Origin of the sequence: Guyparkeria sp., from assembly GCF_046540515.1 — a bacterium.
Classification (GTDB): Bacteria; Pseudomonadota; Gammaproteobacteria; order Halothiobacillales; family Halothiobacillaceae; genus Guyparkeria.
On sequence record NZ_JBKHFB010000027.1, the window covers coordinates 1 to 23,672 of the forward strand.

Sequence of the window (23,672 nt, forward strand, 5' to 3'; positions counted from 1 at the left end):
GTGTCCTTCTTTTCGTCGGTTTTCTTGGACAAGCAAGAAAATCGACTCGCGCGCCCGGCACCCGGGCTCGCCAAGAACCCGTCCACGAAACCAGCGTGCGAAAAACCTGACGGTCGCTCTACGGACAACCCGCTCTCCGCGAGACCAACGCCATCAACGATCTGTTGTTACAATAACGGCCAGTTGATTACCCCGTTTCCCGGCCGACCCCAAGAGGTCGGCCGCTCGTTTTTGCAAACATTTTCAGGAGCATCCGATGGACACTTCCTCCATTCGCGACACCATCGAATCGGCCTTCGAGCGCCGCGCCGAGATCAACCCGTCCAACGCCCCGGCCGACGTGGTCGAGGCGGTCGAGACGGCGCTGGCGGGCCTGGACGACGGTTCGCTGCGCGTCGCCGAGCGGCGTGGCGTGGGCGACTGGCAGGTCAACGAGTGGCTCAAGAAGGCCGTGCTGCTCTCGTTCCGCCTGCGCAACAACGTGGTGGTCTCCGGTGGCGACGTGAACTACTTCGACAAGGTGCCGACCAAGTTCGCCGACTGGGACCAGGCGCGCTTCGAGGCCGCCGGGATGCGCGTGGTGCCCAACGCCGTGGCCCGTCGCGGCAGCTTCATCGCCAGGAACACCGTGCTGATGCCCTCCTACGTCAACATCGGCGCCTTTGTGGACGAGGGCACCATGGTCGACACCTGGGCGACCGTCGGTTCCTGCGCCCAGATCGGCAAGAACGTGCACCTGTCCGGCGGCGTCGGCATCGGTGGCGTGCTCGAGCCGCTGCAGGCCGCGCCGACCATCATCGAGGACAACTGCTTCATCGGCGCGCGCTCCGAGGTGGTCGAGGGCGTGATCGTCGAGGAAGGTTCGGTGATCTCGATGGGCGTCTACATCGGCCAGTCGACCAAGATCTACGACCGCGAGACCGGCGAGATCCACTTCGGCCGCGTACCGGCCGGCTCGGTGGTCGTCTCCGGCAACCTGCCGTCCAAGGACGGCAAGTACAGCCTGTACTGCGCGGTGATCGTCAAGAAGGTCGACGAGAAGACCCGCTCCAAGGTCGGCATCAACGAGCTGCTGCGCGACGTGTAACCGCAAGCGGGGCAACGCCCGCCCCGAGCTGCGCACTACTGCCCGGCCCGCCTTTCGACTAGCATCGGTCGAGGCGGGCCTTTTCACGTGCGCAGGGAGCGGGCAGATGGCGCCAGGCGCAACAGCGACGATCGGGGGACGGCTGGGCGAGTCATTGCTCGCCTTCGTCGGCTGGTGGCTGACCGCCTGGCTGGTCACGCAGGCCTATCCTCCCGTGGCCGACTACCTGCCCATTTCCCTGCTCTGGGTGGCGAACGCGCTCGCCTATGGGGCGGTTCTCAGCCTGGGCCCGCGCCTGGTCCCGGCCTTCACCCTGGCCGCCCTGACCTGGAACATCGCCCGCGGCGACGCCCTGACCGAAATCGTCATCGGCACCGGCGCGTTCCTGGTGGTGATGCTGTTCGTGATCGGCTTCTCGCGCCTAGTGAAGGCCCGGGTGGAACAGGATCAGACCCGCCGCCTGCTGCGGGTGCCGATCATCGCCATCACCAGTGCCAGCGTGTTCACCTCGCTGGGCGTATGGCAGTTCACCGGCGACGGGCTGCCGGCGTCCGAACTGGTGATTGCCCTGTGGCTTTCCGAGGCGACCTCGGTGCTGCTGTTCACGCCGCTGGTCCAACAGGTCATCGACATCCGGAGGCATCATCGCGGACCGCACCACTTCCGGCCGATCACCGGGGTGATCGCCGCCTGGACCCTGACCGCCTTTCTCGTGCTCGCCGGCCTGCTACTGGTGGGTCAGCAAAACGGGCCGGCCCGGGACTGGCTGCCATATCTCGCGCTGGCAGTGCCCATGCTGGCCGTCTACCTGCTGCCCACCGCGGTGACGCGCTTTGCGGTCGCCGGCTTCGTGCTGCTGTGGGTGGAGGTGCACTACCTCGTCTTCACGCGGCCGGACGGACTGGTCGAGGTCAACGCCCTGCTCAACGGGCAGATGATCATTTTCACGGCGACCCTGATAGCGTTTCTCGCGATCGAGTCGGTGCTCTCCTTCGAAGCCGCCAACCGGCGCCTGAAGGCCGCCCGTCTGTGCGACGGCGTGACCGACCTCTACAACGATCTCGGCCTGACCCGACGACTGCGCGAGCTGGCCGCACCGGGCCAGTCCCATCGCCGCCTCGCCCTGATCGGCGTTCAGATCCCAGACGTCGATGATCTCTCCGCCCTGATCGGGCTCGACGAGGTCCACCGGGCCGAGCGCCTCATCGGCGAGCAGTTGCGCGCGGCACGCCCCGGCCCGGAAATCCCGGCCGGCCGGCTGCAACCAGGCCTGTTCGCGATGCTGGTCCCCGAGCACGGTGGGGCCGACCGGGCCGCCCGGATCGCGGTCGAGTTGCGCGCGGCGATCGGCCGGGCCGAGCGCGAAGGGCAGCTGCCCACTGCCCGACAGGGCGTTCGGCTGGCCGTGCTCGACACCGTCACCGCCAGCGACCAGAAGCACCTGACCACGGTGCTGCTGATGGCCTGCCAGAAGGACGCCGACCGCGACGACAGGCCCTTCCATCATCATCGCGAGGCAGCCGTCGACCTGATCGAAGACCATCGACGCACGCTGGAATGGGTCAGCAACCTGCGCGAAGCCCTCGCCGGAGAGACCACCGCGGGGCATTTCGTGCTGTTCGCCCAGCCCATCGTCGATCGCCGTGACCCGGGCGCCCATCGCATCGAGGTCCTGCTACGCTGGCACGCACCGGACGGCCGCATCGAGCCGCCGGCTGCCTTCCTCGAGATCGCCGAGCACTTCGGGCTGATGCCGAAGATCGACCGCTGGGTGCTCAATCACGCGCTGGCCGCCGTCGATCATCAGAACGCCGGCATCCACCTTATGGAAATTGCCATCAACCTCTCGGGCGATTCACTGGCCGGCGACTGGCTACCGTCGCAGATCGAGACCCTACTCCACCAGCATCACTGGCCAGCCGAACGCCTGTGCCTGGAAATAACCGAGACCATGCTGATCCGCGACACCGCCCGAGCGCAACGCAATCTCGCCGCCCTGCACGAGCTGGGCGTGGCGATCGCGATCGACGACTTCGGCACCGGCCGGGCGACCTTCTCCTACCTGCAGCAGTACCCGGTCGACGAGCTCAAGATCGACGGCAGCTTCATCCGGCGGCTGACCGAATCCAGCTTCGACCGGGAGGTGGTCCGGACTTCCCGCGCGCTGGCGGATCACCTCGGTTGCCGGGTGGTGGCGGAGTTCGTCGAGACCAAACAACAGAAGGAGCTGCTCGAGTCGCTCGGGGTGCATTTCCATCAGGGTTACGGCGTGGCCGAACCGATGCCGCTGGACGAGTATCTGGCCAACCTGCCAACGGGCTGACAGCCACGCCTCGGCACAGGCGGGTGCGCGCCGACACCACGGCGGGCGGGGGCGGCGAACAGGGGGAAGGGACGATACGGCGGTACCCGGCGTCACCCCGCGACGCGGCGGCCCACCCCATGGGTGACAAAACCCGGACCCTGATGGCCCGGCCCCTCGTCGAGCAGTGCCTTGCCCTCGGCAAGGATCAGCCATTCGACACCGGACAGATCCTGCGAGAGATCGCTGGCCCTCACCAGCATGTCGGCCCGCTTGGGCCCGCCGCTCTGATAGGCGAGCTGGCGCGGGTGGAAAAGCTCGACGATCAGCAGCCCGCCGGGACGCAGGGCCGCGACCGCCCGCCGGTAGACCTCGCGGCGCGCAGGCGGCTCGAAGTGCAGGTAGATCAGGACTACCGCGTCGAAGCCGTCCTCCTCCCAGTCCCATTCGGTCAGATCCGCGCAATGCACCGCCACGCTGACGTCACGCTCGTCGGCCAACTGACGGGCCTTCTCGCACCCCACGGCCGAGTAGTCGACGCTGGTGACATCGAAGCCCTGCTCGGCCAGCCAGACGCCATTACGGCCCTCGCCGTCACCCAGCACCAGCACGCGGCCGCCGGTGGGCAGGCGCCAGGCCTGGCTCAGGAGAAACTCGTTGGGGTGGGTTCCGTAGAGGAAATCGACCTGGCCGTACTTTTCGTTCCAGAATTCGGACATCGGTTGGCTCGCGCCCCTGTTGGCAAGTGACGCCAGTCTACTGCATCCCGGCCGGCGCACCCGCCGGGTTCGCCGGGAAGATCACCCGGAAACAGCTGCCTTCGCCGGGCGTGCTGTCGATTTCCAGGCGGGCCCCGTGGCGCAGCACCACGTGCTTGACGATCGCCAGCCCCAGCCCGGTGCCGCCGCGTGACCGCGACCGCCCCACGTCGATGCGATAGAAGCGCTCGGTCAGGCGGGGGATGTGACGCGCCTCGATGCCGATACCCGTGTCGCACACCGAGAAAACCGGCCGGCCCCGTTCGTCGCGCGCCCAGCTCACCTCGACGCGGCCGCCGGCCGGCGTGTATTTCACGGCATTGAACACCAGATTGGAGAACGCGGACTGCAGCTCGCGCGGCACGCCCCAAAGGGTCAATGACGGGTCCAGCTCGGCGCGGATATCGTGGCCTTCCTCGCCGGAAACCAGGCGTGCGTCGTTGAGAATGGGCTCGACCAGGCGTGCCACGTTGATCGCCTCGAACCAGTCGGCATCCGGCTGGGAGGTCTCGAGCCGCGAGAGCAGCAGCAGGTCCTCGACGATGCGCCGCATCCGGTCGGCCTGCTGGTGCATGTTCGACAGGATGCGGCGCATCTGCGGGTCCTGTCCCTCGCCGGTGTCGAGCAGGGTCTCGACGTAACCGGCGAGCACGGTAAGCGGGGTGCGCAGCTCGTGGGAGACGTTGGCGACGAAGTCCTGGCGCACCCCCTGCAGGCGATGCAGTGCCGTGACGTCGCGACCGATCAAGAGGTAGCGGTCCGAGCCATAGGGCTCGATCCGCAGGCTCAGGGTGCGGGTCTCGTCCGCCGGGGCGACCAGCTCAAGGGCCGGCCGGTCACTGCCCTGCTTGAGCCAGGCGATGAAGGCCGGCGTGCGCCAGAGATCGTCCAGGCGCAACCCGATATCGGCGCGGTTGAGGCCGAGCATGTCCATCGCGGCACGGTTGAGCCACTCGATCTCGCGCTCGGCGGTGAGCACCACCATGGCATCCGGCACGGTCATCGCCGAGTGGTGGTAACGCTTGAGCAGGCCGATCAGGCGTCGCTGGCGGCGTGACCAGCGACGGCTCAGGCGGCGCTGGCGCATCTGGATCAGGCCGGGCAGCCCCCAGACCCGGCGCGGTTGCGAGGTGGTAATCGGCAGGGCACGGGCCAGGTAGATCACCCGCCAGAGGAGCGCGGCGGTGTAGAGCGCCAACGCCATCACCGGGGCCAGCAACCAGGCGAACCCCCACCCCGCCAGGGCGCCGCCCCAGGCGACCACCGAGGCCACCGCCAGCACCGCCAGCACCAGGATGCCTTCCTCGCGCCAGGCATGCTCGCGCGCCTCGGCCAGACGCAACCGGCGCAACTGCGCGCGGTGTTCGAGTCGCTTTGGCCGATCGGCGACGGCAGGCTGGGGGGATCGCGTGTCGGTCATGGACGGATCAGTGGCGTATCGGGCGGCCCGGGTCAGCGTTGGGCGCGAGCCGCCCACCTCATCGGGGCGAGAGACGGTAGCCCACACCGCGCACGGTCTGGATGAGGGCATCATACCCGCTGGGAGCCAGCACCTTGCGTAGACGCAGGATATGCACGTCGACCGTGCGCTCCTCGACGTAGGCGTTCTGCCCCCAGACGCGGTCGAGCAGCTGGGCGCGCGTGAAGACGCGATCGGGGTGCTTCATGAAGAAGGCCAGCAGGCGGAACTCCGTCGGACCGATGTCGATCGGCTCATCGGCGGCGGTGACCCGGTAGCTTTCCTGGTCGAGCTTGAGCCCCGCGACATCCAGCACCGGACTCTCTTCGTCCGGCGATACGCGCCGCAGCACGGCCTTGATCCGGGCCATCAGTTCCCGCGGTGAGAACGGCTTGGTGACGTAGTCGTCGGCGCCGGCCTCCAGCCCGCTGACCTTGTCCTCCTCCTCGCCGCGTGCGGTGAGCATGACGATCGGCACATCCTTGGTCAGCTCGTCACGCTTGATGCGGCGGGCGAACTCGATACCGCTGGCACCCGGCAGCATCCAGTCGAGCAGGATCAGGTCGGGCTGCTTCTCGGCCAGGCGCTCGAAGGCCTCCTGGACATCTGCGGCCTCGACGAGGTCGTAACCGGCCCGCCCCAGGGCGAAGGCGACCATCTCGCGGATCGGCTTCTCGTCCTCGACAATCAGTATGGTCTTCTGCATTTGGTCATCCCGGCCAGCGCCGGTCCTCGCAACGATCAAAATAAGCGGTGGTGTGACTGCCGGGGACCCGCGACCCCGCTCACCGGCAGGTATTACACGTCGCCGCGATGACAGCAGCATGACAATATGACACGTAAAACGCCACGAGATTCGATCACGCCCCCGGAGGGCGAAAGGCGATCAGGGCAACGTGATCGATCGCCCTGGACGGTGTGACTAAGGCGTCTGGCCGGAACTTGCTAGACTTCGCCCTCCGTCAGCCATCAAGGGTGCCCCAATGAGCAAAGCCGACCCCGACATCGTCGCCCTGGACGTGGCCCGCGCGCTGACAGAGGACATTGGCAGCGGAGACGTCTCCGCCCAGTTGATCCCGGCCGACGAGACCGCCCGTGCCCGCATCATCAGCCGCGAGCCGGCGATTCTTTCCGGGGTCGACTGGGCCGATGCGGCCTTCCGACGCGTCTCGCCGGCGGTGCGGATCGAGTGGGCGGCCGCCGACGGCGACACCCTGTTACCGGAGCAGAGCCTGTGCCTGCTCAGCGGGCCGGCGCGCGCCCTGCTGACGGCCGAGCGCGTGGCGCTCAACTTCCTGCAGACGCTCAGCGCGACGGCCACCGTCACCCGCCGGTTCGTCGAGGCGGTCGAGGGCACCGGCGCTCAGATCCTGGATACCCGCAAGACCCTGCCCGGCCTGCGTTACGCGCAGAAGAAGGCCGTCACCGATGGCGGCGGCGCGAACCACCGCATGGGCCTGTACGACATGGTGATGATCAAGGAGAACCACATCCGGGCGGCAGGATCGATAAGGCAGGCCGTTCGCGCCGCCGGGGTAATGGCGCGGGACCTGCCGCTGGAAGTGGAGGTCGAGAATCTCGACCAGCTCGAGGAGGCCCTCGACGCCGGGGTCAAGCGGGTGCTGCTGGACAATTTCAGCCTCGAACAACTTCGCCGGGCCGTGCATCTGACCGCCGGCCGGGCGAAGCTGGAGTCCTCGGGCAACGTCTCGCTGGAAACGGTACGCGACGTGGCCGACACCGGGGTCGACTACATTTCCATCGGCGCGCTGACAAAGCACGTCGAGGCGATCGACCTGTCGATGCGGTTCATCGACTGATCACAACCCGACCGTGCGGATCGGATCACTCGAAGTCGTAATATTCCTGGTTCAACCAGGCCGTGACCGCGTCGACCTCCTCGTCGAACCACGGCAGATTGAAGTTGTTGGCACAGCCCTGAACCATGGTGCGCAGGCTGTCGAGACTGCCCATGTTGCCGGCATCGGCGCGTGCCTTGAACCAATCGTCGTCGTGCGGAACCATGTGGCACTCGACGCAATTGTCGGCGAACAGCTCCCCACCCCATTCGATGTCGGGCTCGGCGGCCACCGGGCCCGCCAGCATCAGGCCGGCCAGAAAGCCGGCCAGAAGGCCAAGCGTTCGAGTCGGGTTTGCGGGCATGAACGTCATCCTGTGTTGCATGGCAATGCCACTCCTTTTCTGCTGCAATTCCATCGCGCGGGCCTGCTCGTTTCCGCGCCCACACCGAAAACGAGTGTAGGACGCGGGCACTGATAGGAAAATCAATTTTTCCTATCCGGAACAACAATTTTCACTTGATAGGGCTATCGATGATCACCGTCTACGGCATCCCCAACTGCGACACCGTGAAAAAGGCGCGCGCCTGGCTGGCCGCCGAGGGTATCGAGTATCGCTTCCACGACTTCAAGAGGGACGGAGTTCCGCCCGAGCGGCTCGATGACTGGCTGGCGCGCTTCGGCTGGGAGACGGTGATCAACCGGCGCGGCATGAGCTGGCGCCGCCTGCCGGCCGAGGAGCGCGAGGCCATGGACGCCACCCGCGCCCGCGAGGCCGCACTGGCCAACCCGAGCCTGATCAAGCGCCCAGTGGTGGAACACGACGGGGACACCCTGATCGGCTTTCAGGCCGACGACTGGCAGGAAGCACTGGCATGAAGGACGCCACCATCGATCTCGCCCGCGAACTGATCCGTCGCCCTTCGGTCACGCCCGACGACCAGGGCTGCCAGGCGCTGATCGCCGGGCGGATCGCCCCGCTGGGCTTTGCGATCGAGTCGCTGCGCTTCGAGGAGGTCGACAACCTCTGGGCGTTACACGGCGGGCGGGGCAACCCCGGTCCGCTGTTCGTCTTCGCCGGGCACACCGACGTGGTGCCCACCGGCGAGGCCTCGCGCTGGACCTACCCGCCCTTCGGTGCCGAGATCCACGGCGGGCGCCTGTACGGTCGGGGGGCGGCCGACATGAAGGGCTCGGTGGCCGCCTTCGTCACGGCCACCGAGCGCTTCCTCGCCCGGCAACCCGAGCCGGCCTTCCGGATGGGCTACCTAATCACCAGCGACGAGGAAGGCCCGGCACAGCACGGCACCAGACGCGTGATGCGGTGGCTGCACGAGAGGGGTGTCTCGATCGACTGGTGTCTGGTGGGCGAACCGTCGAGTCGCAACCGGCTGGGCGACGAGTTCAAGATCGGCCGACGCGGCTCGATCACCGGCAACCTCGTCATCGAGGGCCGCCAGGGGCACGTGGCCTACCCGCATCTCGCCGACAACCCGGTGCACCGGGCCGCGCCGTTCCTGGCCGAACTGGTGGCGATCGAGTGGGACCAGGGCAACGCCCACTTCCCGCCCTCGACCCTGCAGATCGCCAACGTCCAGGCGGGTACCGGCGCGAACAACGTCATCCCCGGCGAGATGAGCGTGCAGTTCAACCTGCGCTTCAACACCGAGACCTCGGTCGAGGCCATCGAGACGCGGGTGGAGGAACTGCTCAAGCGCCACGGACTGTCCTACCGGATCGACTGGCATCTCTCGGGCGTGCCGTTTCTCACCCGGGACGACGGCCCGATGGTCGGCGCGGTGGAGAGGGCGGTGGAAGGGGTGCTGGGAACGCCGCCGACGCCGTCGACCGCGGGCGGCACCTCGGACGGCCGCTTTATCGCGCCGACTGGCGCGCAGGTGATCGAGCTCGGTCCGCTCAACGCCACGATCCACCAGGTCGACGAGCATGTCGCGGTGGAGGATCTCAAGATCCTGTCGACCATCTACGAGCGGCTGCTCGACGAACTCGACGCGGAGGCGCGCCGCCTGCGGGGATGAGCTGGCCTCAGAGCAGCACCAGGTTGTCGCGGTGCACCAGTTCGTTCTCCTCGCGGTAACCGATCACCTCGGCGATCGCCTGGCTGGAGCAACGCACCAGCCGCGCGGCATCGCTGCTGGGGTAATTGACCAGCCCGCGCGCGAACTCGCGGCCGTTGGCATCGACGATCGAAACCAGCTCGCCGCGGGCGAACTGCCCCGACACCGCCGTCACGCCGACCGGCAGGAGTGACCGCCCCTGCTCGGCCACCGCTCGGGCGGCACCGGCATCCACCTGCAACCGGCCCCGCACCCGCAACTGACCGGCCAGCCACTGCTTGCGCGCGGCCAGGCGGTTGGTGGCGGGGCGAAAGTGCGTCCCCAGCGGCTCGCCGGCGGCCAGCCGGCAGAGCACGTCCGCCTCGCTGCCGGCCGCGACGATGGTGGCCGCACCGGAGCGGGCGGCGCGCTTGGCGGCCAGCACCTTGGTGTACATGCCGCCGCGACCCAGACGCCCGCCTTCCGGCGAGGCCATGGTTTCGAGCGCCGGGTCGCCGGCGGTCACCTCGGCCAGCAGCTTCGCCTCCGGGCGCTTGCGCGGGTCGGCCTCGAACAGGCCCGGCTGGTCGGTGAGGATCACCAGCATGTCGGCCTCGACCAGGTTGGCCACCAGCGCGGCGAGCGTGTCGTTGTCGCCGAAGCGGATCTCGTCGGTGGCGACCGTGTCGTTCTCGTTGACCACCGGGACCACGCCCAGGTCGAGCAGGGTGCGCAGTGTGCTGCGGGCATTGAGATAACGCTCGCGGTCGACCAGGTCGTCGTGGGTCAGCAGGATCTGCGCCGAATGGGTGTCGAACCGCGCCAGCCCCTCGGCGTACGCCTCGACCAGGCCCATCTGGCCGACGGCCGCGGCCGCCTGCAGCTTGGGCAGCGACTCGGGGCGCTCCTCCCAGCCCAGCCGGGCCATGCCCTCGGCGACCGCCCCCGAGGTGACGATGACGATCTCGCGGCCCTCGCGGCGCAGCTCGGCCAGCTGACGCGCCCAGGCGGCGATCGCCTCGCGATCGAGCCCGCGCCCGTCCCCGGTGACCATCGCCGAGCCGATCTTGACCACCCAGCGCTGATAGCCCCTGACCTCGTCACGCATGCTCAGTCCTCCGTCGCCCCGGTCGGGCCGCGCTCCTCGCGCTCGCGCGCCCACTCGGCCTCGAGGTACTCGAGAATCGCCCAGACCAGCGGTTGGGTGCCGGTCTTGTCGAGTGCGCTGATCGCGAACACCGGTCCGGTCAGCCCGATCTCGTTGGCAAACCGCTGCTTCAGTGCCTCGATGTTTGCCTCGCGCTCCTCGTCCGCCCAGACGTCGATCTTGTTGAGCACCAGCCAGCGCGGCCGCTCGGCGAGCGACTCGTCGTATTTCTCCAGTTCCGACTCGATCGCCGCGACGCTTTCGACCGGGTCGACCTCGTCATACGGCGCCACGTCGACCACGTGCAGCAGCAGGTTGGTGCGCGCCAGGTGCTTGAGGAAGCGAATCCCCAGCCCGGCCCCCTCGGCCGCGCCCTCGATCAGCCCCGGGATGTCGGCGACCACGAAGCTGCGATGCGGCTCGGGTGCGACCACGCCGAGGTTGGGGTAGAGCGTGGTGAACGGGTAGTTGGCGACCTTCGGCCGGGCGTGCGAGATCGCCCGGATCAGGGTCGATTTGCCGGCATTGGGCTGGCCGAGCAGGCCGACGTCCGCCAGCACCTTGAGCTCGAGGCGCAGGCGGCGGTCGTCACCGGGCGTGCCGTCGGTCTTCTGCCGCGGCGCCCGGTTGACCGAGCTCTTGAAGCGGGAATTGCCCAGCCCGTGCCAGCCGCCCTTGGCCACCAGCAGCTCGGCATCGGCCTCGACCACCTCGCCGATCACCTCGCCGGTGTCCTCGTCGTGCACGACGGTGCCCAGCGGCACGTGGACGTACAGGTCCTGTCCCTTCTTGCCGGTCATGTTGCGACCAGCACCGTTCTTGCCGCGCTCGGCCTCGTAGTGGCGCTGGAAGCGGAAGTCGGCCAGCGTGTTGAGGTTGACGTCACCGACCAGATAGACCGAGCCGCCGTCGCCGCCATCGCCCCCGTCGGGGCCGCCGTAGGGCACGTATTTCTCGCGGCGAAAACTCACCACGCCATTGCCGCCGTCGCCGGCCTTGACCTTGATGGTGGCTTCATCGACAAATTTCACGGCTCATACCCCAGATAACGGCCACGACTGCTCAGGCAGTCGGGCCACAAACACGAAAGCCCCGCACACGGGCGGGGCTCGGACAGCGGTTGCCGGCCAGTCACGCTGACCGCCAACTCACATCGGGCCGGCTTTACGCCGGTTCGATGCTGACGAAACGGCGGCTCTTCGGACCCTTGGTCTCGAACTTCACCTGGCCGTCGGTCAGGGCGAACAGGGTGTAGTCGCGGCCGACGCCCACGTTGCTGCCGGCGTGGAACTTGGTGCCACGCTGACGAACGATGATGCTGCCTGCGGAAACGGCCTCGCCACCGAAGCGCTTCACGCCGAGGCGCTTGCTCTCGCTGTCGCGACCGTTCCGGGTAGAGCCCGCTGCTTTCTTATGTGCCATGGTTCAAGTCTCCTGGTCTGGATACCGGGCGCTCAGGCGCTGATGCCGGTGATCTTGAGTTCGGTGTAGGCCTGACGGTGGCCCTGACGCTTCATGTGGTGCTTGCGACGGCGGAACTTGATGATTTCCACCTTCTTGCCGCGACCCTGGCCGACGATCTCGGCGGTGACGCTCGCGCCATCGACGTTGGGCGTGCCCACCTTGATGTCAGAGCCGTCGCCGACCATCAAAACCTGATCCAGCGTCACGGTGCTGCCGGCTTCGCCAGAGAGCTTCTCGACGCGCACCTTGCTGCCTTGCTCGACGCGGTACTGCTTACCGCCGGTAACGACCACTGCGTACATGCTGTAAAACCCGAATGTTTATGCGTAATGGAGCCAGCGGCGCCACGCGCCGCCAACAAGTGATTTCTCGAAGGCGCGCAAGTCTATCCACCGACACCTTCTTCGTCAAGGGAGATTTACCGACGGTCCAACGGCTTATGCCTCGACCTCGGCGGCATCGATCGCCTGGAGGCCACTTTGCTCCTGCATGGCCGCGTACTCGTCCTCGAAGAAGAACTTCTCCTCGCCGAACGCCGGGGTGAGCTCGTTGAGCCAGGTGGCCTGCTCGTCGTACCTGGCGAAGAACGGCCGCTGCACCCAGTCGGGGTTGCGACCCTGGACGAAGCGCAGCACGAACACCTTCTCACCAAAGATCTCGGCCACGCCCTGCACCTCGACCTTGCCCGGCCCGGCCGACATGGACGGCCCGCGCGCGGTGCGCGCCAGCCCCGAAACCTGCTTCATGGCGTCGCGGTAGATGCGGTGCGCCTCGGCCAATGGCACCTCGAAGCGGTACTTCGCGCCGGTGTCGCGCTCGACGAACATGTAGTAGGGGATCATGCCCAGGCGCACCTGCTCACGCCACATGCGCGCCCAGACCTCGCCCGAGTCGTTGATGTGCTTGATCAGCGGGCTCTGGGTGCGGATCTCCGCACCGGTCGCGCGGATACGCTTGACCGCCTCGCGGAAGATGGGGTTCTCCATTTCCTGGTAATGGTTGACGTGCGCCATCACCGCGACGTGCTTGCCGGACTCGACCAGGCGCTCGAACAGCGCGAGCAGGTCGTCGGCATCGGCGTCGGTGACGAAGCGATACGGCCAGAACGACAGCGCCTTGGTGCCGATGCGCACGGTCTGGACGTGTGCCAGACGCTCGTCCAGAAGCCCCTCGAGATACGGCGCCAGGTGCTTGGTCTTCATCACCATCGGGTCGCCGCCGGTCATCAACAGGTCGGTCAGGTTGGGCCGCTCGGCGAGGTAGTCGAGCAACTGGCCGGCCTCCTTGGAGGCGATCTTGAGGTCCTTGTCGCCGACGAACTGCGCCCAGCGGAAACAGAAGGTGCAGTAACTGTGGCAGGTCTGACCCTGGCTGGGAAAGAACAGCGCGGTCTCGCGGTACTTGTGCTGCACGCCCTCGACCGTCTCGCCGTTGACCTCGGGGAGGTTCATCTCGATCTGGCCGGCCGGGTGCGGGTTGAGCTGGTGGCGCAGCTTCCAGGCCAGCGCGGTGATCTCCTCCTTGGGCGCCTCGCGGCGGTGCAGCTCGGCCATCTGCTCGTACATTTCGGGATCGAGCATGTCGCGCTGCGGGAAGGTCAGGGCGAAGATCGGGTCGTCGGGGGCACGGTCCCAGTCGATCAGGTGCTCGATGACGTAGTTGTTGACGCGAAACGGCAACACGCTCGCGACCACCTTCATCTCGAACAGCGCCTCCTCGCCGAGGCGCTTCAAGGGCTCGATCTTGTCGAGGTGACGGTCGGTGAAGACCTGCAGCTTGGGCGCCTGCCCGTCCTGCGTACCCGCCGCCGTTGACTGGCGGGTTTCGGCAATGTTTCTCTTGGCAACAGTCGTCATAAAACCTCGTCTGGTGCGCACGGAGACCACTCGCCTCGCGTGACCCGGGCAGCGTGCCACGCGATCAGAAAAGAGCGGAGAAGGAGCGGGATTCTAGACGATTAGCCGAGAATAACAAGCGCTTAGGGAACCTTCACACGATTCGATGGCGCCCATGCGGGCCGCCAAGCACCCTGTTGCAAGGTGCGCTTCTCCGTGAATGGCAGGACCCCTCGCAAGGACTGGACCGGGTCGACACGACGCCGACCCGGACGGCGCAAGCCGGCCCGAAGAGCGAGGCCACGAGACGGACCTCGCGACGCCGCAAATGGGTTCTTGGCGGCCCGCCCGACGGTGCTGGCGCCATCGAATCGTACAGAGGTTCCTTAGCTCAGAACGGCATTCGGGCACACGATCAGCGCCGCCTCAACCAGTCGCGCAACGCCGGCTCCTCCAGCGGGGCGACGATCTGCTCGCCCTGCACGACCAGCGAGCCGGCCATCTCGCGCAACCAGTCGATCTGGGCAGGGCGTTCCACCCCTTGAACCACCACCGGAAGGCACATCGATTCGAGCATCGCCAGCATTGCCTTCAGGGTGAGTCGTCGCTCCGGGGTATCCAGCATGCGCGCCATCACGCTGCGGTCGATGGAGACCGCATCGGGGGCCAGTGATTCCAGGGCGGCAATCGAGAAACTGCCACTGCCGAAATTGTCCAGGCAGGTCTTGATCCCCCGGCGACGCAACCGCGCGGCGAGGGCGATGGCCCGCCCCGACTGGGCCATGACGCCGGCCACGGGCAGGTGCAGCACCAGGCGGGAGAGCGGCAGCCCGACTTCCTCGGCCACCCGAGCGATCCGCTCCTCCAGATCCTCGACCAGCAACTGCCTCGCGCACAGGTTGATGGCGATCGGTGGCGATCCGACCCAATCCCGGGCGGCACTCATTGCGTTGAAGAGCACCCAGCGCAACAGCTCGGGCAACAGGCGCGCCTGCTCGGCAATCTCGAGCAACCTCACCGGCCGGCGCCACCCCACCGATCGTCCCGGATAGCGCAACAAGGCCTCGACCGAATGCACCTCGCCCGTCTCGATATCGATCTGTGGCTGGAACACGAGCCGCAATGCGTCCGTACGCAATGCCGAAGTGAGCCGGCTGGCCATTTCTCGACGCAAGCGAGCGCGACGATCCATGTGCGGGTTGAAAAAGCGAAAGCCACCCGGATCGAACTCCTTGACCCGGTAGAGCGCCAGATCCGCCCGACCCAGCAACTCGTCGGCGTTTTCGCCGTTGCCCGGGTACAGGCTCGCCCCGATGCTCGCCCGCGTATGCAGGGTGACGTCCCCCAGAGGGATCGGCCGCTCGATCTCCACGCGCAACTTGTCGGCCACCGCGGCCACATCGGCCGGATCCTCGACGTCCTCGATCAACAGGGTGAACTCATCACCCCCCAGGCGTGAAACGGCGTCACCGACACGCACGACCTCGGACATCCGCCGCGCGACCTCCCGGAGGAGCCGATCGCCCAGGTCGTGTCCGTATCGGTCGTTGATCGACTTGAAACCATCCAGGTCGACGAACAGCACCGCCAGTCCGCCCGCCTTGCGCTTCGCCCGGGCAAGGGCGGCCGTCAGTCCTTCCCGGAAAGCGACGCGATTCGCCAGCCCGGTCAATCCGTCATGGCGGGCCTCGTGACGCAAGCTCAGCTGATCACGCTTCTGCCGGGTAATGTCGGTGCACAACAGGACGAAATGCGCCGAGAAGTCCTCCTCTTCGCGCACGCGCACCGCGCTGACCAGCACGAACCGGTCCGGCTCGCCATCCTCGCCTTCCAGCGTGAATTCGCTGCGCCAGCGACGCCCGGGAGGCAGCAAGCGCAGCGCCTCGACCAGGCGTCCGCCCTCCTCGGCATCGCCGAACAGGATGGCGACAGCCCGCCCGACGAACCCTCTTGCCGCCCCGCCGAAGAACTCGACAAACGCGCCGTTGACCTCCACCAGCCGGAGTTCATCGTCGACGAAGGCGATGCCCTCGGCCGCCTGATTGAAGATCACCGAGGAGAGGCGCAGAGAACGCTCCATCTCCGTCTGCTCGGTAACGTCCCGCAACGAGGCCAGCATGGCGGGACGGCCGTCCCAGCGCGAACGCACCACGCGCATCTCCGCCACGCCCGGCGGGCGCTCGCGGGGCAGAACATCCACCCGCGCGACGCCGCCGTCGGTCAGCGGCAGGCCGAACGGCTTGTCGCGCATCACCTCCGCGGAGCGATTGAACAACCGCTCGGCCGCGGGGTTGGCGTACGCCACCGTGCCATCGAGCCGAACCACGATTATCGCGTCGGCACTGGATTCGACCAGGTGCCGGAAGCCCTCGTCCCGGTCCGGGCTGGTAGCACCCCCACCGAGGGAATCGACATCCTGAAAACTGTCAAACCACAAGGCCGCAGACGCGCGAAACCCCGCGTCTGCGGAAATGACCTGCCCTGAAGGGGCCAACATGATCAATCAACCTCCTCGTGCTCATCGTGAAGCATCACCGGCGCCCCGGCGAGAATGCCGCCCACGTGGCGGAACGGTGCGCCAATGCGCATTCCGCTCGAATCGATATCGAACTCCCGGATGCGCTTGTCATGGGCCGAACCGCGCATCTTCAGCACGGTCAGGCCACGTCGCATCACCCCGTCCACTTCCACGTAGCGCAGCAGCAGGATCGAGTCGGTCAACGTCGAGATATGCGACTCGGTCACCGACGTGCCGCCAAGCAGTGTCGGCGTGGTCGCGGTGAACAACCCGGCCACCTGATGATGCTTGATGAACGAGGTGGTGGCGATGACGAACTCGCGAAAACCCTTGGGCGTCGCGACCCGCTCGAGGGCCGAGAGACTGTCGACCGCCACCCGGTGCGGCGCGAATTCGTCGATCTCCCGCTTGATCTCGACCAGGTGGTCTTCCAGCCCGGCCACCTCCGGGTACTGGCAGACGATCCTGAGCCGTCCTGCGCGTTCGAGTCGCTCGAAATCGACGCCCCAGCCAGCGGCGTTGCGGATCAGCTGATCGCGGCTTTCCTCGTAGGCGAACAGCAGACAGCGCTCGTCCGGCGCGGCACCGGCGACGAACTGGGTGACGGTAAGCGTCTTGCCGGTACCGGTCGCTCCGGAAACCAGCACGATCGAGTCGCGGAAGAGACCGCCGCCACACATCGTGTCGAGCTCGGCGTTACCGGCCGAGATGCGCACATCGGTGGAGTGCTGCTGCAACGTCATCGCCGACAACGGAATGACCACCATCCCCTGGTTCGGGAGCACGGTGAACGAGAACTCGCCCTTCTGATGCGCCGCCCCACGAAGCTTGAGTATCTCGATCGTCCGCCGGCGCTGCTCCTGCTCGAGCACGTTGCGCAACACGATGACGTTGTCCGCGACGAAATCCTCGACACCGAACCGGGCTATCGGTTGCCGATCGTCGAGTCGTTCGCCGGTCATCATGGTAGTCACGCCCAGTCGCTTGAGATGGCCGGCGAGCCGCAAGATCTCGTGCCGAACCACCGCCGCGTCGGCGAACTGGCTGAAGATCGCGCCCAGCGAGTCGATCGCCACCCGGGTCGCCTTGGTGCGCTCGACCGCCGTCTCGATGCGGGCGAGCAAGGCGGTCAAGTCGTATCCGGGCATTTCGACCGATTCCGCCTGGAGGTCGGGTGAGGCATCGACGAAAGCCCAGCGACCGCGCTGCTCCCACTCGGAAATCGACCAGCCGAAGCCGGCCAGATTCGCGCGGATGTCCGCCGCGCTTTCCTCGAAGGTGACGAATACGCCCGCCTCCTCGTGGCGACGCACGCCCTCGGCCAGAAACTGCCCGGCAAACACGGTCTTGCCGCAGCCAGCCGTGCCGGTGACCAGCGTTACCCGCCCGCGCGTCAGGCCACCCAGGGTGATGTGGTCCAGCCCGACGATGCCGGTGGGGTGGCGCGCAATCGACGAGGCCCCATCGGCTCCCCTGCTCTCGCCCATTCCCAGGCCCATTACTGCAAACCCGCTGGACGCGGGTGCAGGTCCAGTCCCAGCAACACTCGCTCGCTGTCGGACAGGTCGCCAATGATCCGCCGCAACGGCGGTGGTAGCGTCTTGATCAGGGTTGGGGTAGCGACGATGTTGTACTCCTCGGCCACGTCTGGCTGCTCGAGCACGTCGATCAGCTCCAGTCGATAGCGACCGGCCAGCTCCTGTTCGCAGATTCTGTGCAGATTCTCCACCGCCGCGCGGGAGCGCCCCGTCTGCCCGGCCAGAAACAGCCGCAACACGTATCCTTCGGACGCCATTTCCCTTCTCCGAGGCAGTAGCGTGGCTAGAGTCAGCGCCAAACGTCTATGACCACGCCTTGTCATTGATTTTTTTGATGGGTCAGCATATCGAAATCGCCGTCGGCACCCAAACGCGGGGCCCCGCAGCCACGCCGGACTCTCCGCCGATCGGCCCGTGTCCGGTCGGTCGAGTCGGCGGCGCCCGCACGAATCGGGTGCACCTGGCTCCTTGGACCCGGCAGCGACGACGCCATGGAAGCGGTAGGATGCACGCTTTCTCGTCGTTTCAGGGCTTTCCGACGTGCCCACCGTCAGCCATCTGCTCGCGGCCCTGGCCGCGTCCCTCGCCGTCATCGCGGTGGCGCACACCGCCAACTGGATCACGGTGGCCGGAACGCTTGCGCTCGTCCCGCTTCTCGCAGCCGCCGGGATCAGCGTTCGTCTGCGCCGCGTTCCGCCGGCGGTCGCGATGCTGGTCCTGTCGCTGGGGATCATCCTTACCCTGCACCTGTGGCCCGGCTTCGCCTCGCCATTGGTCTGGAAAGACCGCGTCTTCTGTGCAGGCTGTCTTCCGCACAGCCTTTACCTGTCGGTCGACCAGGCCCTGCTGGTGGCCGCCTGGTTGCCCCTGGTGGTCGGAACCTGGCGAATCGCCGCCCCCGCGCCCCTGTTGGGGGCCAGCATGGCGACCGTCACCGCGGCGATTACGCTGGGTATCGCCACCGGCCTGTTCCGCTGGCAGCCCGGCTGGCCCGACCTGCGACTCCTCGGCCTGTTCGCCGCGACGAACCTGATTACCGTCGCCGCCGAGGAGGTGCTGTTCCGCGGCCTGCTCCAGCGGCACATCCTTCACCGGCTCGGGGCCGTGCACGCCTGGTGGCTCACGGCAGTGACCTTCGGGCTGGCCCACCTGCCCTTCGGCGCGGAGTTCGCCGCCGTGGCCACCGTAGCCGGCCTCGGCTACGGCTATGTCGCCTGGCAGAGCGGTTCGCTGTGGCCGGCGATCGGCCTGCATTGGGCGATCAACCTGCTGCACTTCTCGCTGTTCAGCTATCCGATGCTGGCCTGAGAACCGCATCCGGCTCGTCTAATCTCAACTGAACGCACGCCGCGAGGAACCGCCATGTCACGCGCACGACTCGTCCTGCTCGCCCTGTTGCCGTTGTTCACGGCCACGCCGATACTCGCCGAACCCGCCGTCGAGACGATCACCGACGGCCTGCACCACCCCTGGGCGCTGGCCTTCCTGCCCGACGGCGACCTGCTGGTCACCGAGCGGCGCGGGCGGCTGCTGCGGCTTGAGGCCGACGGTTCCGGCCGGACCGAGATCGCGGGCGTGCCCGAGGTGGACCACCGCAACCAGGGCGGACTGCTGGACGTGGCCCTGCATCCCGAGTTCGCCGAGAACCGGCGCGTCTACCTGACCTGGGCGGGGCGCTGCGACGGCGGTAACGCCACCCACGTGGGCAGCGGCCGGCTGGAGGGCGACGAACTGCGCGATTTCGAGACGCTGTTCGTCGCCGAACCCTGTGTCGACTCGGGGATCCACTTCGGCTCGCGACTGGCCTTCGACCGCGACGGGTACCTGTTCGTCACCACCGGCGACCGGGGGGAGCGCGACCGCGCGCAGGATCTCGCCGATCTCAACGGTTCGGTGCTGCGCCTGCACGACGATGGCCGCATCCCCGAGGACAACCCGTTCGTCGACCGGGACGACGCCGAAGGGGCAATCTACAGCCACGGCCACCGCAACCCGCAGGGCGCGGCCACCCACCCGCAAACCGGGCGTGTATGGATTCACGAACATGGCCCGCGCGGCGGCGACGAGATCAACATCCCCGCCGCCGGCGAGAACTTCGGCTGGCCGATCCAGACCTACGGCCGCGAATACCACGGCCCGGAGATCGCCCCGGGCGAGGTCGAGGGCGTCACCGGTCCCGTTCACCACTGGACGCCATCGATTGCCCCCTCCGGCATGGCATTCCACGAGCGGAACGAGCAGATCACGCTGTTCGTCGGCGCACTGGCCAAGCGCCACCTGGCACGACTGGAACTCGACGATGAAACCGTGGTTTCCGAGGAGCGCTGGCTCACGGACCGAGGCTGGCGCATTCGCGCGGTGGAGACCGGACCGGACGGTGCGCTTTGGCTGCTGACCGATCACGCCGACGGTCGGCTCCTGCGACTGACGCCGGACTGAACGGTCTTGCGTGCGGAAAACCGGCGACCTATAGTCCTCACATCATGAGAATCATGCGCCTGGTCACCCTGCTGCTCGCCTTCTGGGCACCGCTCAACGCGGTGACCGCCGGGGTGACCATGCTCGACTGCCCGATGAACGAGGTATCCGAGCACCCGGCCGACTGCCCGAGCATGGGCGACCCGGTCGAGGAGCCCACCGACTCGACCGGCTGTGACCACTGCGGCAACTGCGTGCTTTTGGGCGGCTTCTCCCTGCCGGCCCAGGCCACCCCCGCCGCGCTCCATCTGCCCAACGGCACCCTCGAGACCTCGCTGACCGACGCGGTGCCGGCCGGCGTGCCCAGCACCCCGTTCCGTCCTCCCCTCTCGGCCTGACGCGGCCGAGAAACCCGGGGCCTCGCGCCCTGCACACCTCGGCTGACCCAGCTCCCCGCTGACCGTTAACCGAGGAAACCTACATGTATTCATCCATTCTCTCGCGGGCCGCCGTGGTCTGGCTGGCGACCGCCCTGTCCACGACTCCAGTACTGGCCGATTCGCCGGCTGAAACCGGCGAACGCCTGACACTTGAGGCTGCCGAACGGGCCGCCGTCCGCAGTGACGAGGGCCTGCAGGCCGGCGAGCAACGTCGCGCCGGCCGGGCGGCCGAGGCCGAGGCGGCCGACGAACTGCCCGACCCGCGACTGTCCGTCGCCCTGCAGAACGTACCGACGGACAACTACAGCCTGAGCGACTCGCCGATGACCCAGACGGTGTTCACGCTCTCGCAGAACCTGCCGCCGGGCGACACGCTCGCCTTTCGTGGCGAGGCCGCCCGCGCCGCGGTGAGTGGCGAACAGGCCCGGCTGGCGACCTCCGACCGCCAGCTCAGGCGCGAGGTGCGCCGCCTGTGGCTGGCGGTCTACCGCGAAGAGGCCCTCGGCCGCCTGCTGGAGAGCGAACGCGCGCTGTACCGCGAGTTGCTGGAAAGCGCACGCACCGCCTACGAGGTTAGCGAGGCCAGCGGCAGCGACCTCGTCTCGCTGCAGGCGCGCCTGTCGCGGATCGAGGACACGCTCGACCGGCGGCGGGGCGAGGCCGACGCCGCCCGGGCGCGGCTGGCACGCTGGATAGGCGATGCCGCGCGCCTGCCCCTGCCCGATTCCCTGCCCACCCGGCTGGCCGAGCTGCCGCGCGGCGAGATCGACCGCCAACCCGAAATCCAGCGATTGCGTGCCGAACTCGAGGCCGCCCGCGCCCGGGTCGGCGAGGCGGAAGAACAGTTCGCGCCCGAGATCGGGCTGCAGGTCGGCTACGGCCTGCGCGCCGGCAGCGAGCCCAACACGCTGTCGGCCGGGGTGAGCGTGAGCCTGCCGATCTTTAGTGAGCGTCGCCAGTCGCCCCGACTGCGCGGGGCGCAGCAATCCGCCCAGGCGGCCCAGCTCGAGCTGACCAAGCGCGCGCGTGATCTCGCCGCCGAAGCCGACGCCATCCGCGCCCGCCTGGCCGCCCTCGACCGGCGCGTCGCCCGCTACCGGAGCGACATCATTCCCGAACGGCAACAGGTCGCCGAGATGATCCGCGGCGAGATCGGCTCCGGCCGGGGCGAGTTCGATGCCCTGATCGAAGCCGAGCGCGCCGTGGTCGAGGCCCGCCAGGAGCTGCTGACCCTGCGCCTGGATCGCGCCGACCAACTGATCGACCTGCGCTACCTGCTGGAGCCGACCGCATGAATACCCGCAAGCACCAACCGACCCGCCGCATCAAGCGACTCACCCGCGTCACCCTGCTGGGCTCGGCCCTGGTCACCCCGGCCGTCCTGATGGGCATCAACCCGACGATCACGGCGGTGATGGCGGCCGACAACGGCGAGCAGAACGACCACGAGGGGCACGACCACGCCGATTCCAGCGATGGCCACGGCGACACCGTGACCCGCTGGACCTGTCCGATGCACCCGCAGATCGTCGAGGAGGAACCCGGCTCCTGCCCCATCTGCGGCATGGATCTCGTCGAGAAGGAAATGTCGGCCCGACAGGCCGAGCAGGCCGCCGAGGGCGAACAGAGGGATGACGGCGAGCAGGAAAGCCGTGACGAAGGCGAAGACGATGACCACGCCGGGCACGACCACGCCGACCACGCCGAAAACGGCGGCGACTCCGTCACCCGCTGGACCTGCCCGATGCATCCGCAGATCGTCGAGGAAGAGCCTGGGTCCTGCCCGATCTGCGGCATGGACCTGGTCGAGAAGGAATACCCCGCCGAGGAGGTCGAGGAAGACGGGCAAGGGGGCGGCGACGATCAGCCAGACCGTTACCCCAGCGTATCCGTCGACCCGCTGACCGTGCAGCACATGAACGTCGTCGTCACCGAGGCGGCCGAACGGCAGCTGGCCGGCGAGATCCGCACGGTGGGCACCGTCGGTTACGACGAGGACCGGCTCGCCCACGTCCATCCACGCGCCGAGGGCTGGGTGGAGCGCCTGCACGTCGGCTCGATCGGCGCGAACGTTGAGAAGGGCGACGTGCTGCTGGAGGTCTATTCCCCCGACATCGTCTCCGCGCAGCAGGACTACCTCGTGGCCCTGCGCCGCGGCATGGATGACCTGATCGAATCCACCCGCGCCCGGCTGGAACTGCTGAACGTGCCCGAGTCGACCATCGAGCGCATTCGTCAGGACCGCAAGGTGCAGCGCCGCATCCCCCTGCGCGCCCCGCAGGACGGCTACGTCGCCGAGCTCGATCTGCGCGAGGGGATGTACATCCGCCCCGACATGGAGCTCTACACCATCGCCCGCCGCGATCGGGTCTGGGTGAACGTCGACGTGCTCGAACGACGCATGCAGGCCGTGGGCGAGGGCCAGACCGCGCGCATGCGGGTCGACGGCATCCCCGGTCGCGAGTTCGAAGGCGAGGTGGACTTCGTCTACCCCGAGCTCGACCCGCAGTCGCGCACCCTGCGCGTGCGGCTGGCCTTCGACAACGAGGACGGCCTGCTGCGCCCCAACCAGTTCGCCGAGGTCACCCTGAGCCCGGCGAACGCCCCCGAGGTACTGGCCGTGCCGTCGACCGCGATCATCCCGGCACCCGGCGGCGCTCGCGTGGTGGTGCGCACCGGCGAGGGTCGCTTCCGGCCGGTGGCCGTGGAGACCGGCGTCGAGGCCGGCGGCCACACCGAGATCGTCTCGGGGCTGGAGGCCGGCGACCAGGTGGTCGCCTCCGGCCAGTTCCTGATCGACTCCGAATCCAACGTCCAGGCCGCCTTCTCGCGCCTGTCCGGCTCGAGCGG

General features: G+C 67.7%; 22 protein-coding genes. 10 read left to right on the top strand and 12 right to left on the bottom strand.

From position 1 onward, the window contains the following. Nucleotides 1-256: 256 nt before the first annotated feature. Both dapD and ACLFRM_RS05090 read left to right on the top strand, forming a co-directional pair. A complete protein-coding gene (gene dapD, locus ACLFRM_RS05085) occupies nucleotides 257-1,087 on the top strand; it encodes a 2,3,4,5-tetrahydropyridine-2,6-dicarboxylate N-succinyltransferase (protein ID WP_410754640.1) in 831 nt (276 codons plus the stop codon). Nucleotides 1,088-1,193: 106 nt separating this feature from the next. Beyond that, nucleotides 1,194-3,410: an EAL domain-containing protein gene (locus ACLFRM_RS05090; RefSeq protein WP_410754641.1), complete on the top strand. Its 2,217-nt coding sequence runs from the start codon at nucleotides 1,194-1,196 to the stop codon at nucleotides 3,408-3,410. A gap of 92 nt (nucleotides 3,411-3,502) precedes the next feature. Here ACLFRM_RS05090 and ACLFRM_RS05095 read toward each other — a convergent pair whose 3' ends face one another. Genes ACLFRM_RS05095 through phoB form a run of 3 tightly spaced genes read right to left on the bottom strand, consistent with a single transcriptional unit; the run spans nucleotide 3,503 to nucleotide 6,312 of the window. Further along, nucleotides 3,503-4,108 (bottom strand): class I SAM-dependent methyltransferase, encoded by a 606-nt coding sequence (locus ACLFRM_RS05095; protein WP_410754642.1) that lies wholly within the window; start codon nucleotides 4,106-4,108, stop codon nucleotides 3,503-3,505. 37 nt (nucleotides 4,109-4,145) lie between these two features. Further along, the gene (phoR, locus tag ACLFRM_RS05100) at nucleotides 4,146-5,567 is read right to left on the bottom strand and encodes a phosphate regulon sensor histidine kinase PhoR (RefSeq protein WP_410754643.1); all 1,422 of its coding nucleotides are present in this window, start codon (nucleotides 5,565-5,567) and stop codon (nucleotides 4,146-4,148) included. 58 nt (nucleotides 5,568-5,625) lie between these two features. Next, nucleotides 5,626-6,312, bottom strand: a complete 687-nt coding sequence (phoB, locus tag ACLFRM_RS05105) for a phosphate regulon transcriptional regulator PhoB (protein ID WP_410754644.1) — start codon at nucleotides 6,310-6,312, stop codon at nucleotides 5,626-5,628. Nucleotides 6,313-6,589: 277 nt separating this feature from the next. Here phoB and nadC point away from each other — a divergent pair, with 277 nt between their 5' ends. Beyond that, nucleotides 6,590-7,426 carry a carboxylating nicotinate-nucleotide diphosphorylase gene (gene nadC / locus ACLFRM_RS05110; protein WP_410754645.1) on the top strand — a complete coding sequence of 279 codons (837 nt, stop codon included), beginning with the start codon at nucleotides 6,590-6,592 and terminating at the stop codon, nucleotides 7,424-7,426. Nucleotides 7,427-7,451: 25 nt separating this feature from the next. Here the strand turns inward: nadC and ACLFRM_RS05115 are convergent, their stop codons facing one another. Next, the gene (locus tag ACLFRM_RS05115) at nucleotides 7,452-7,769 is read right to left on the bottom strand and encodes a c-type cytochrome (RefSeq protein WP_410754646.1); all 318 of its coding nucleotides are present in this window, start codon (nucleotides 7,767-7,769) and stop codon (nucleotides 7,452-7,454) included. A 170-nt stretch (nucleotides 7,770-7,939) separates the two neighbouring features. On the opposite strand from ACLFRM_RS05115, the gene ACLFRM_RS05120 reads away from it, so the two are divergent. Both ACLFRM_RS05120 and dapE read left to right on the top strand, forming a co-directional pair. Further along, nucleotides 7,940-8,284: an arsenate reductase gene (locus ACLFRM_RS05120; RefSeq protein WP_410754647.1), complete on the top strand. Its 345-nt coding sequence runs from the start codon at nucleotides 7,940-7,942 to the stop codon at nucleotides 8,282-8,284. Next, entirely contained in the window at nucleotides 8,281-9,444 is a 1,164-nt protein-coding gene (gene dapE, locus ACLFRM_RS05125) for a succinyl-diaminopimelate desuccinylase (protein WP_410754648.1), read from the top strand. The genes ACLFRM_RS05120 and dapE overlap by 4 nt, the downstream gene beginning before the upstream one ends. Nucleotides 9,445-9,451: 7 nt before the next feature. Here dapE and proB read toward each other — a convergent pair whose 3' ends face one another. From proB to ACLFRM_RS05165, 8 genes are all read right to left on the bottom strand, one after another. Next, nucleotides 9,452-10,570 (bottom strand): glutamate 5-kinase, encoded by a 1,119-nt coding sequence (gene proB / locus ACLFRM_RS05130; RefSeq protein ID WP_410754649.1) that lies wholly within the window; start codon nucleotides 10,568-10,570, stop codon nucleotides 9,452-9,454. Between the two features lie 2 nt (nucleotides 10,571-10,572). Then, a complete protein-coding gene (cgtA, locus tag ACLFRM_RS05135) occupies nucleotides 10,573-11,640 on the bottom strand; it encodes an Obg family GTPase CgtA (protein WP_410754650.1) in 1,068 nt (355 codons plus the stop codon). 133 nt (nucleotides 11,641-11,773) lie between these two features. Further along, the gene (gene rpmA / locus ACLFRM_RS05140) at nucleotides 11,774-12,031 is read right to left on the bottom strand and encodes a 50S ribosomal protein L27 (protein WP_136867311.1); all 258 of its coding nucleotides are present in this window, start codon (nucleotides 12,029-12,031) and stop codon (nucleotides 11,774-11,776) included. 32 nt (nucleotides 12,032-12,063) lie between these two features. Further along, entirely contained in the window at nucleotides 12,064-12,375 is a 312-nt protein-coding gene (gene rplU / locus ACLFRM_RS05145; RefSeq protein ID WP_125198165.1) for a 50S ribosomal protein L21, read from the bottom strand. A gap of 135 nt (nucleotides 12,376-12,510) precedes the next feature. After that, nucleotides 12,511-13,929 carry a KamA family radical SAM protein gene (locus tag ACLFRM_RS05150; RefSeq protein WP_410754651.1) on the bottom strand — a complete coding sequence of 473 codons (1,419 nt, stop codon included), beginning with the start codon at nucleotides 13,927-13,929 and terminating at the stop codon, nucleotides 12,511-12,513. A 394-nt stretch (nucleotides 13,930-14,323) separates the two neighbouring features. Beyond that, nucleotides 14,324-16,345 (bottom strand): putative bifunctional diguanylate cyclase/phosphodiesterase, encoded by a 2,022-nt coding sequence (locus ACLFRM_RS05155; RefSeq protein ID WP_410754652.1) that lies wholly within the window; start codon nucleotides 16,343-16,345, stop codon nucleotides 14,324-14,326. 62 nt (nucleotides 16,346-16,407) lie between these two features. Beyond that, nucleotides 16,408-17,925 (bottom strand): circadian clock protein KaiC, encoded by a 1,518-nt coding sequence (kaiC, locus tag ACLFRM_RS05160; protein WP_410754653.1) that lies wholly within the window; start codon nucleotides 17,923-17,925, stop codon nucleotides 16,408-16,410. Next, nucleotides 17,925-18,221: a circadian clock KaiB family protein gene (locus ACLFRM_RS05165; RefSeq protein WP_410754654.1), complete on the bottom strand. Its 297-nt coding sequence runs from the start codon at nucleotides 18,219-18,221 to the stop codon at nucleotides 17,925-17,927. Before ACLFRM_RS05165 ends, kaiC begins: the two co-directional genes overlap by 1 nt. 283 nt (nucleotides 18,222-18,504) lie before the next feature. Between ACLFRM_RS05165 and ACLFRM_RS05170 the strand changes: the two genes are divergently transcribed. The 5 genes from ACLFRM_RS05170 to ACLFRM_RS05190 form a co-directional block, all read left to right on the top strand. After that, entirely contained in the window at nucleotides 18,505-19,272 is a 768-nt protein-coding gene (locus ACLFRM_RS05170) for a CPBP family intramembrane glutamic endopeptidase (protein WP_410754655.1), read from the top strand. 54 nt (nucleotides 19,273-19,326) lie between these two features. Continuing rightward, nucleotides 19,327-20,403 carry a PQQ-dependent sugar dehydrogenase gene (locus ACLFRM_RS05175; RefSeq protein WP_410754656.1) on the top strand — a complete coding sequence of 359 codons (1,077 nt, stop codon included), beginning with the start codon at nucleotides 19,327-19,329 and terminating at the stop codon, nucleotides 20,401-20,403. 53 nt (nucleotides 20,404-20,456) lie between these two features. Beyond that, on the top strand, nucleotides 20,457-20,780 hold the full coding sequence (locus ACLFRM_RS05180) for a hypothetical protein (protein ID WP_410754657.1): 324 nt from the start codon (nucleotides 20,457-20,459) through the stop codon (nucleotides 20,778-20,780). Nucleotides 20,781-20,863: 83 nt separating this feature from the next. Continuing rightward, the gene (locus tag ACLFRM_RS05185) at nucleotides 20,864-22,117 is read left to right on the top strand and encodes a TolC family protein (RefSeq protein WP_410754658.1); all 1,254 of its coding nucleotides are present in this window, start codon (nucleotides 20,864-20,866) and stop codon (nucleotides 22,115-22,117) included. Beyond that, nucleotides 22,114-23,672: efflux RND transporter periplasmic adaptor subunit (locus tag ACLFRM_RS05190; RefSeq protein ID WP_410754659.1), on the top strand; the 1,559-nt coding region annotated here is incomplete at its 3' end. The genes ACLFRM_RS05185 and ACLFRM_RS05190, both read left to right, overlap by 4 nt.

What these genes read in the sequence shown, in the direction of transcription:
- dapD (WP_410754640.1), top strand. Translation starts at nt 257, where the DNA reads ATGGACACTTCCTCCATTCGCGACACCATCGAATCGGCCTTCGAGCGC.
- ACLFRM_RS05090 (WP_410754641.1), top strand. Translation starts at nt 1,194, where the DNA reads ATGGCGCCAGGCGCAACAGCGACGATCGGGGGACGGCTGGGCGAGTCA.
- ACLFRM_RS05095 (WP_410754642.1), bottom strand. Translation starts at nt 4,108, where the DNA reads ATGTCCGAATTCTGGAACGAAAAGTACGGCCAGGTCGATTTCCTCTAC.
- phoR (WP_410754643.1), bottom strand. Translation starts at nt 5,567, where the DNA reads ATGACCGACACGCGATCCCCCCAGCCTGCCGTCGCCGATCGGCCAAAG.
- phoB (WP_410754644.1), bottom strand. Translation starts at nt 6,312, where the DNA reads ATGCAGAAGACCATACTGATTGTCGAGGACGAGAAGCCGATCCGCGAG.
- nadC (WP_410754645.1), top strand. Translation starts at nt 6,590, where the DNA reads ATGAGCAAAGCCGACCCCGACATCGTCGCCCTGGACGTGGCCCGCGCG.
- ACLFRM_RS05115 (WP_410754646.1), bottom strand. Translation starts at nt 7,769, where the DNA reads ATGCCCGCAAACCCGACTCGAACGCTTGGCCTTCTGGCCGGCTTTCTG.
- ACLFRM_RS05120 (WP_410754647.1), top strand. Translation starts at nt 7,940, where the DNA reads ATGATCACCGTCTACGGCATCCCCAACTGCGACACCGTGAAAAAGGCG.
- dapE (WP_410754648.1), top strand. Translation starts at nt 8,281, where the DNA reads ATGAAGGACGCCACCATCGATCTCGCCCGCGAACTGATCCGTCGCCCT.
- proB (WP_410754649.1), bottom strand. Translation starts at nt 10,570, where the DNA reads ATGCGTGACGAGGTCAGGGGCTATCAGCGCTGGGTGGTCAAGATCGGC.
- rpmA (WP_136867311.1), bottom strand. Translation starts at nt 12,031, where the DNA reads ATGGCACATAAGAAAGCAGCGGGCTCTACCCGGAACGGTCGCGACAGC.
- rplU (WP_125198165.1), bottom strand. Translation starts at nt 12,375, where the DNA reads ATGTACGCAGTGGTCGTTACCGGCGGTAAGCAGTACCGCGTCGAGCAA.
- ACLFRM_RS05150 (WP_410754651.1), bottom strand. Translation starts at nt 13,929, where the DNA reads ATGACGACTGTTGCCAAGAGAAACATTGCCGAAACCCGCCAGTCAACG.
- kaiC (WP_410754653.1), bottom strand. Translation starts at nt 17,925, where the DNA reads ATGGGCCTGGGAATGGGCGAGAGCAGGGGAGCCGATGGGGCCTCGTCG.
- ACLFRM_RS05165 (WP_410754654.1), bottom strand. Translation starts at nt 18,221, where the DNA reads ATGGCGTCCGAAGGATACGTGTTGCGGCTGTTTCTGGCCGGGCAGACG.
- ACLFRM_RS05175 (WP_410754656.1), top strand. Translation starts at nt 19,327, where the DNA reads ATGTCACGCGCACGACTCGTCCTGCTCGCCCTGTTGCCGTTGTTCACG.
- ACLFRM_RS05180 (WP_410754657.1), top strand. Translation starts at nt 20,457, where the DNA reads ATGCGCCTGGTCACCCTGCTGCTCGCCTTCTGGGCACCGCTCAACGCG.
- ACLFRM_RS05185 (WP_410754658.1), top strand. Translation starts at nt 20,864, where the DNA reads ATGTATTCATCCATTCTCTCGCGGGCCGCCGTGGTCTGGCTGGCGACC.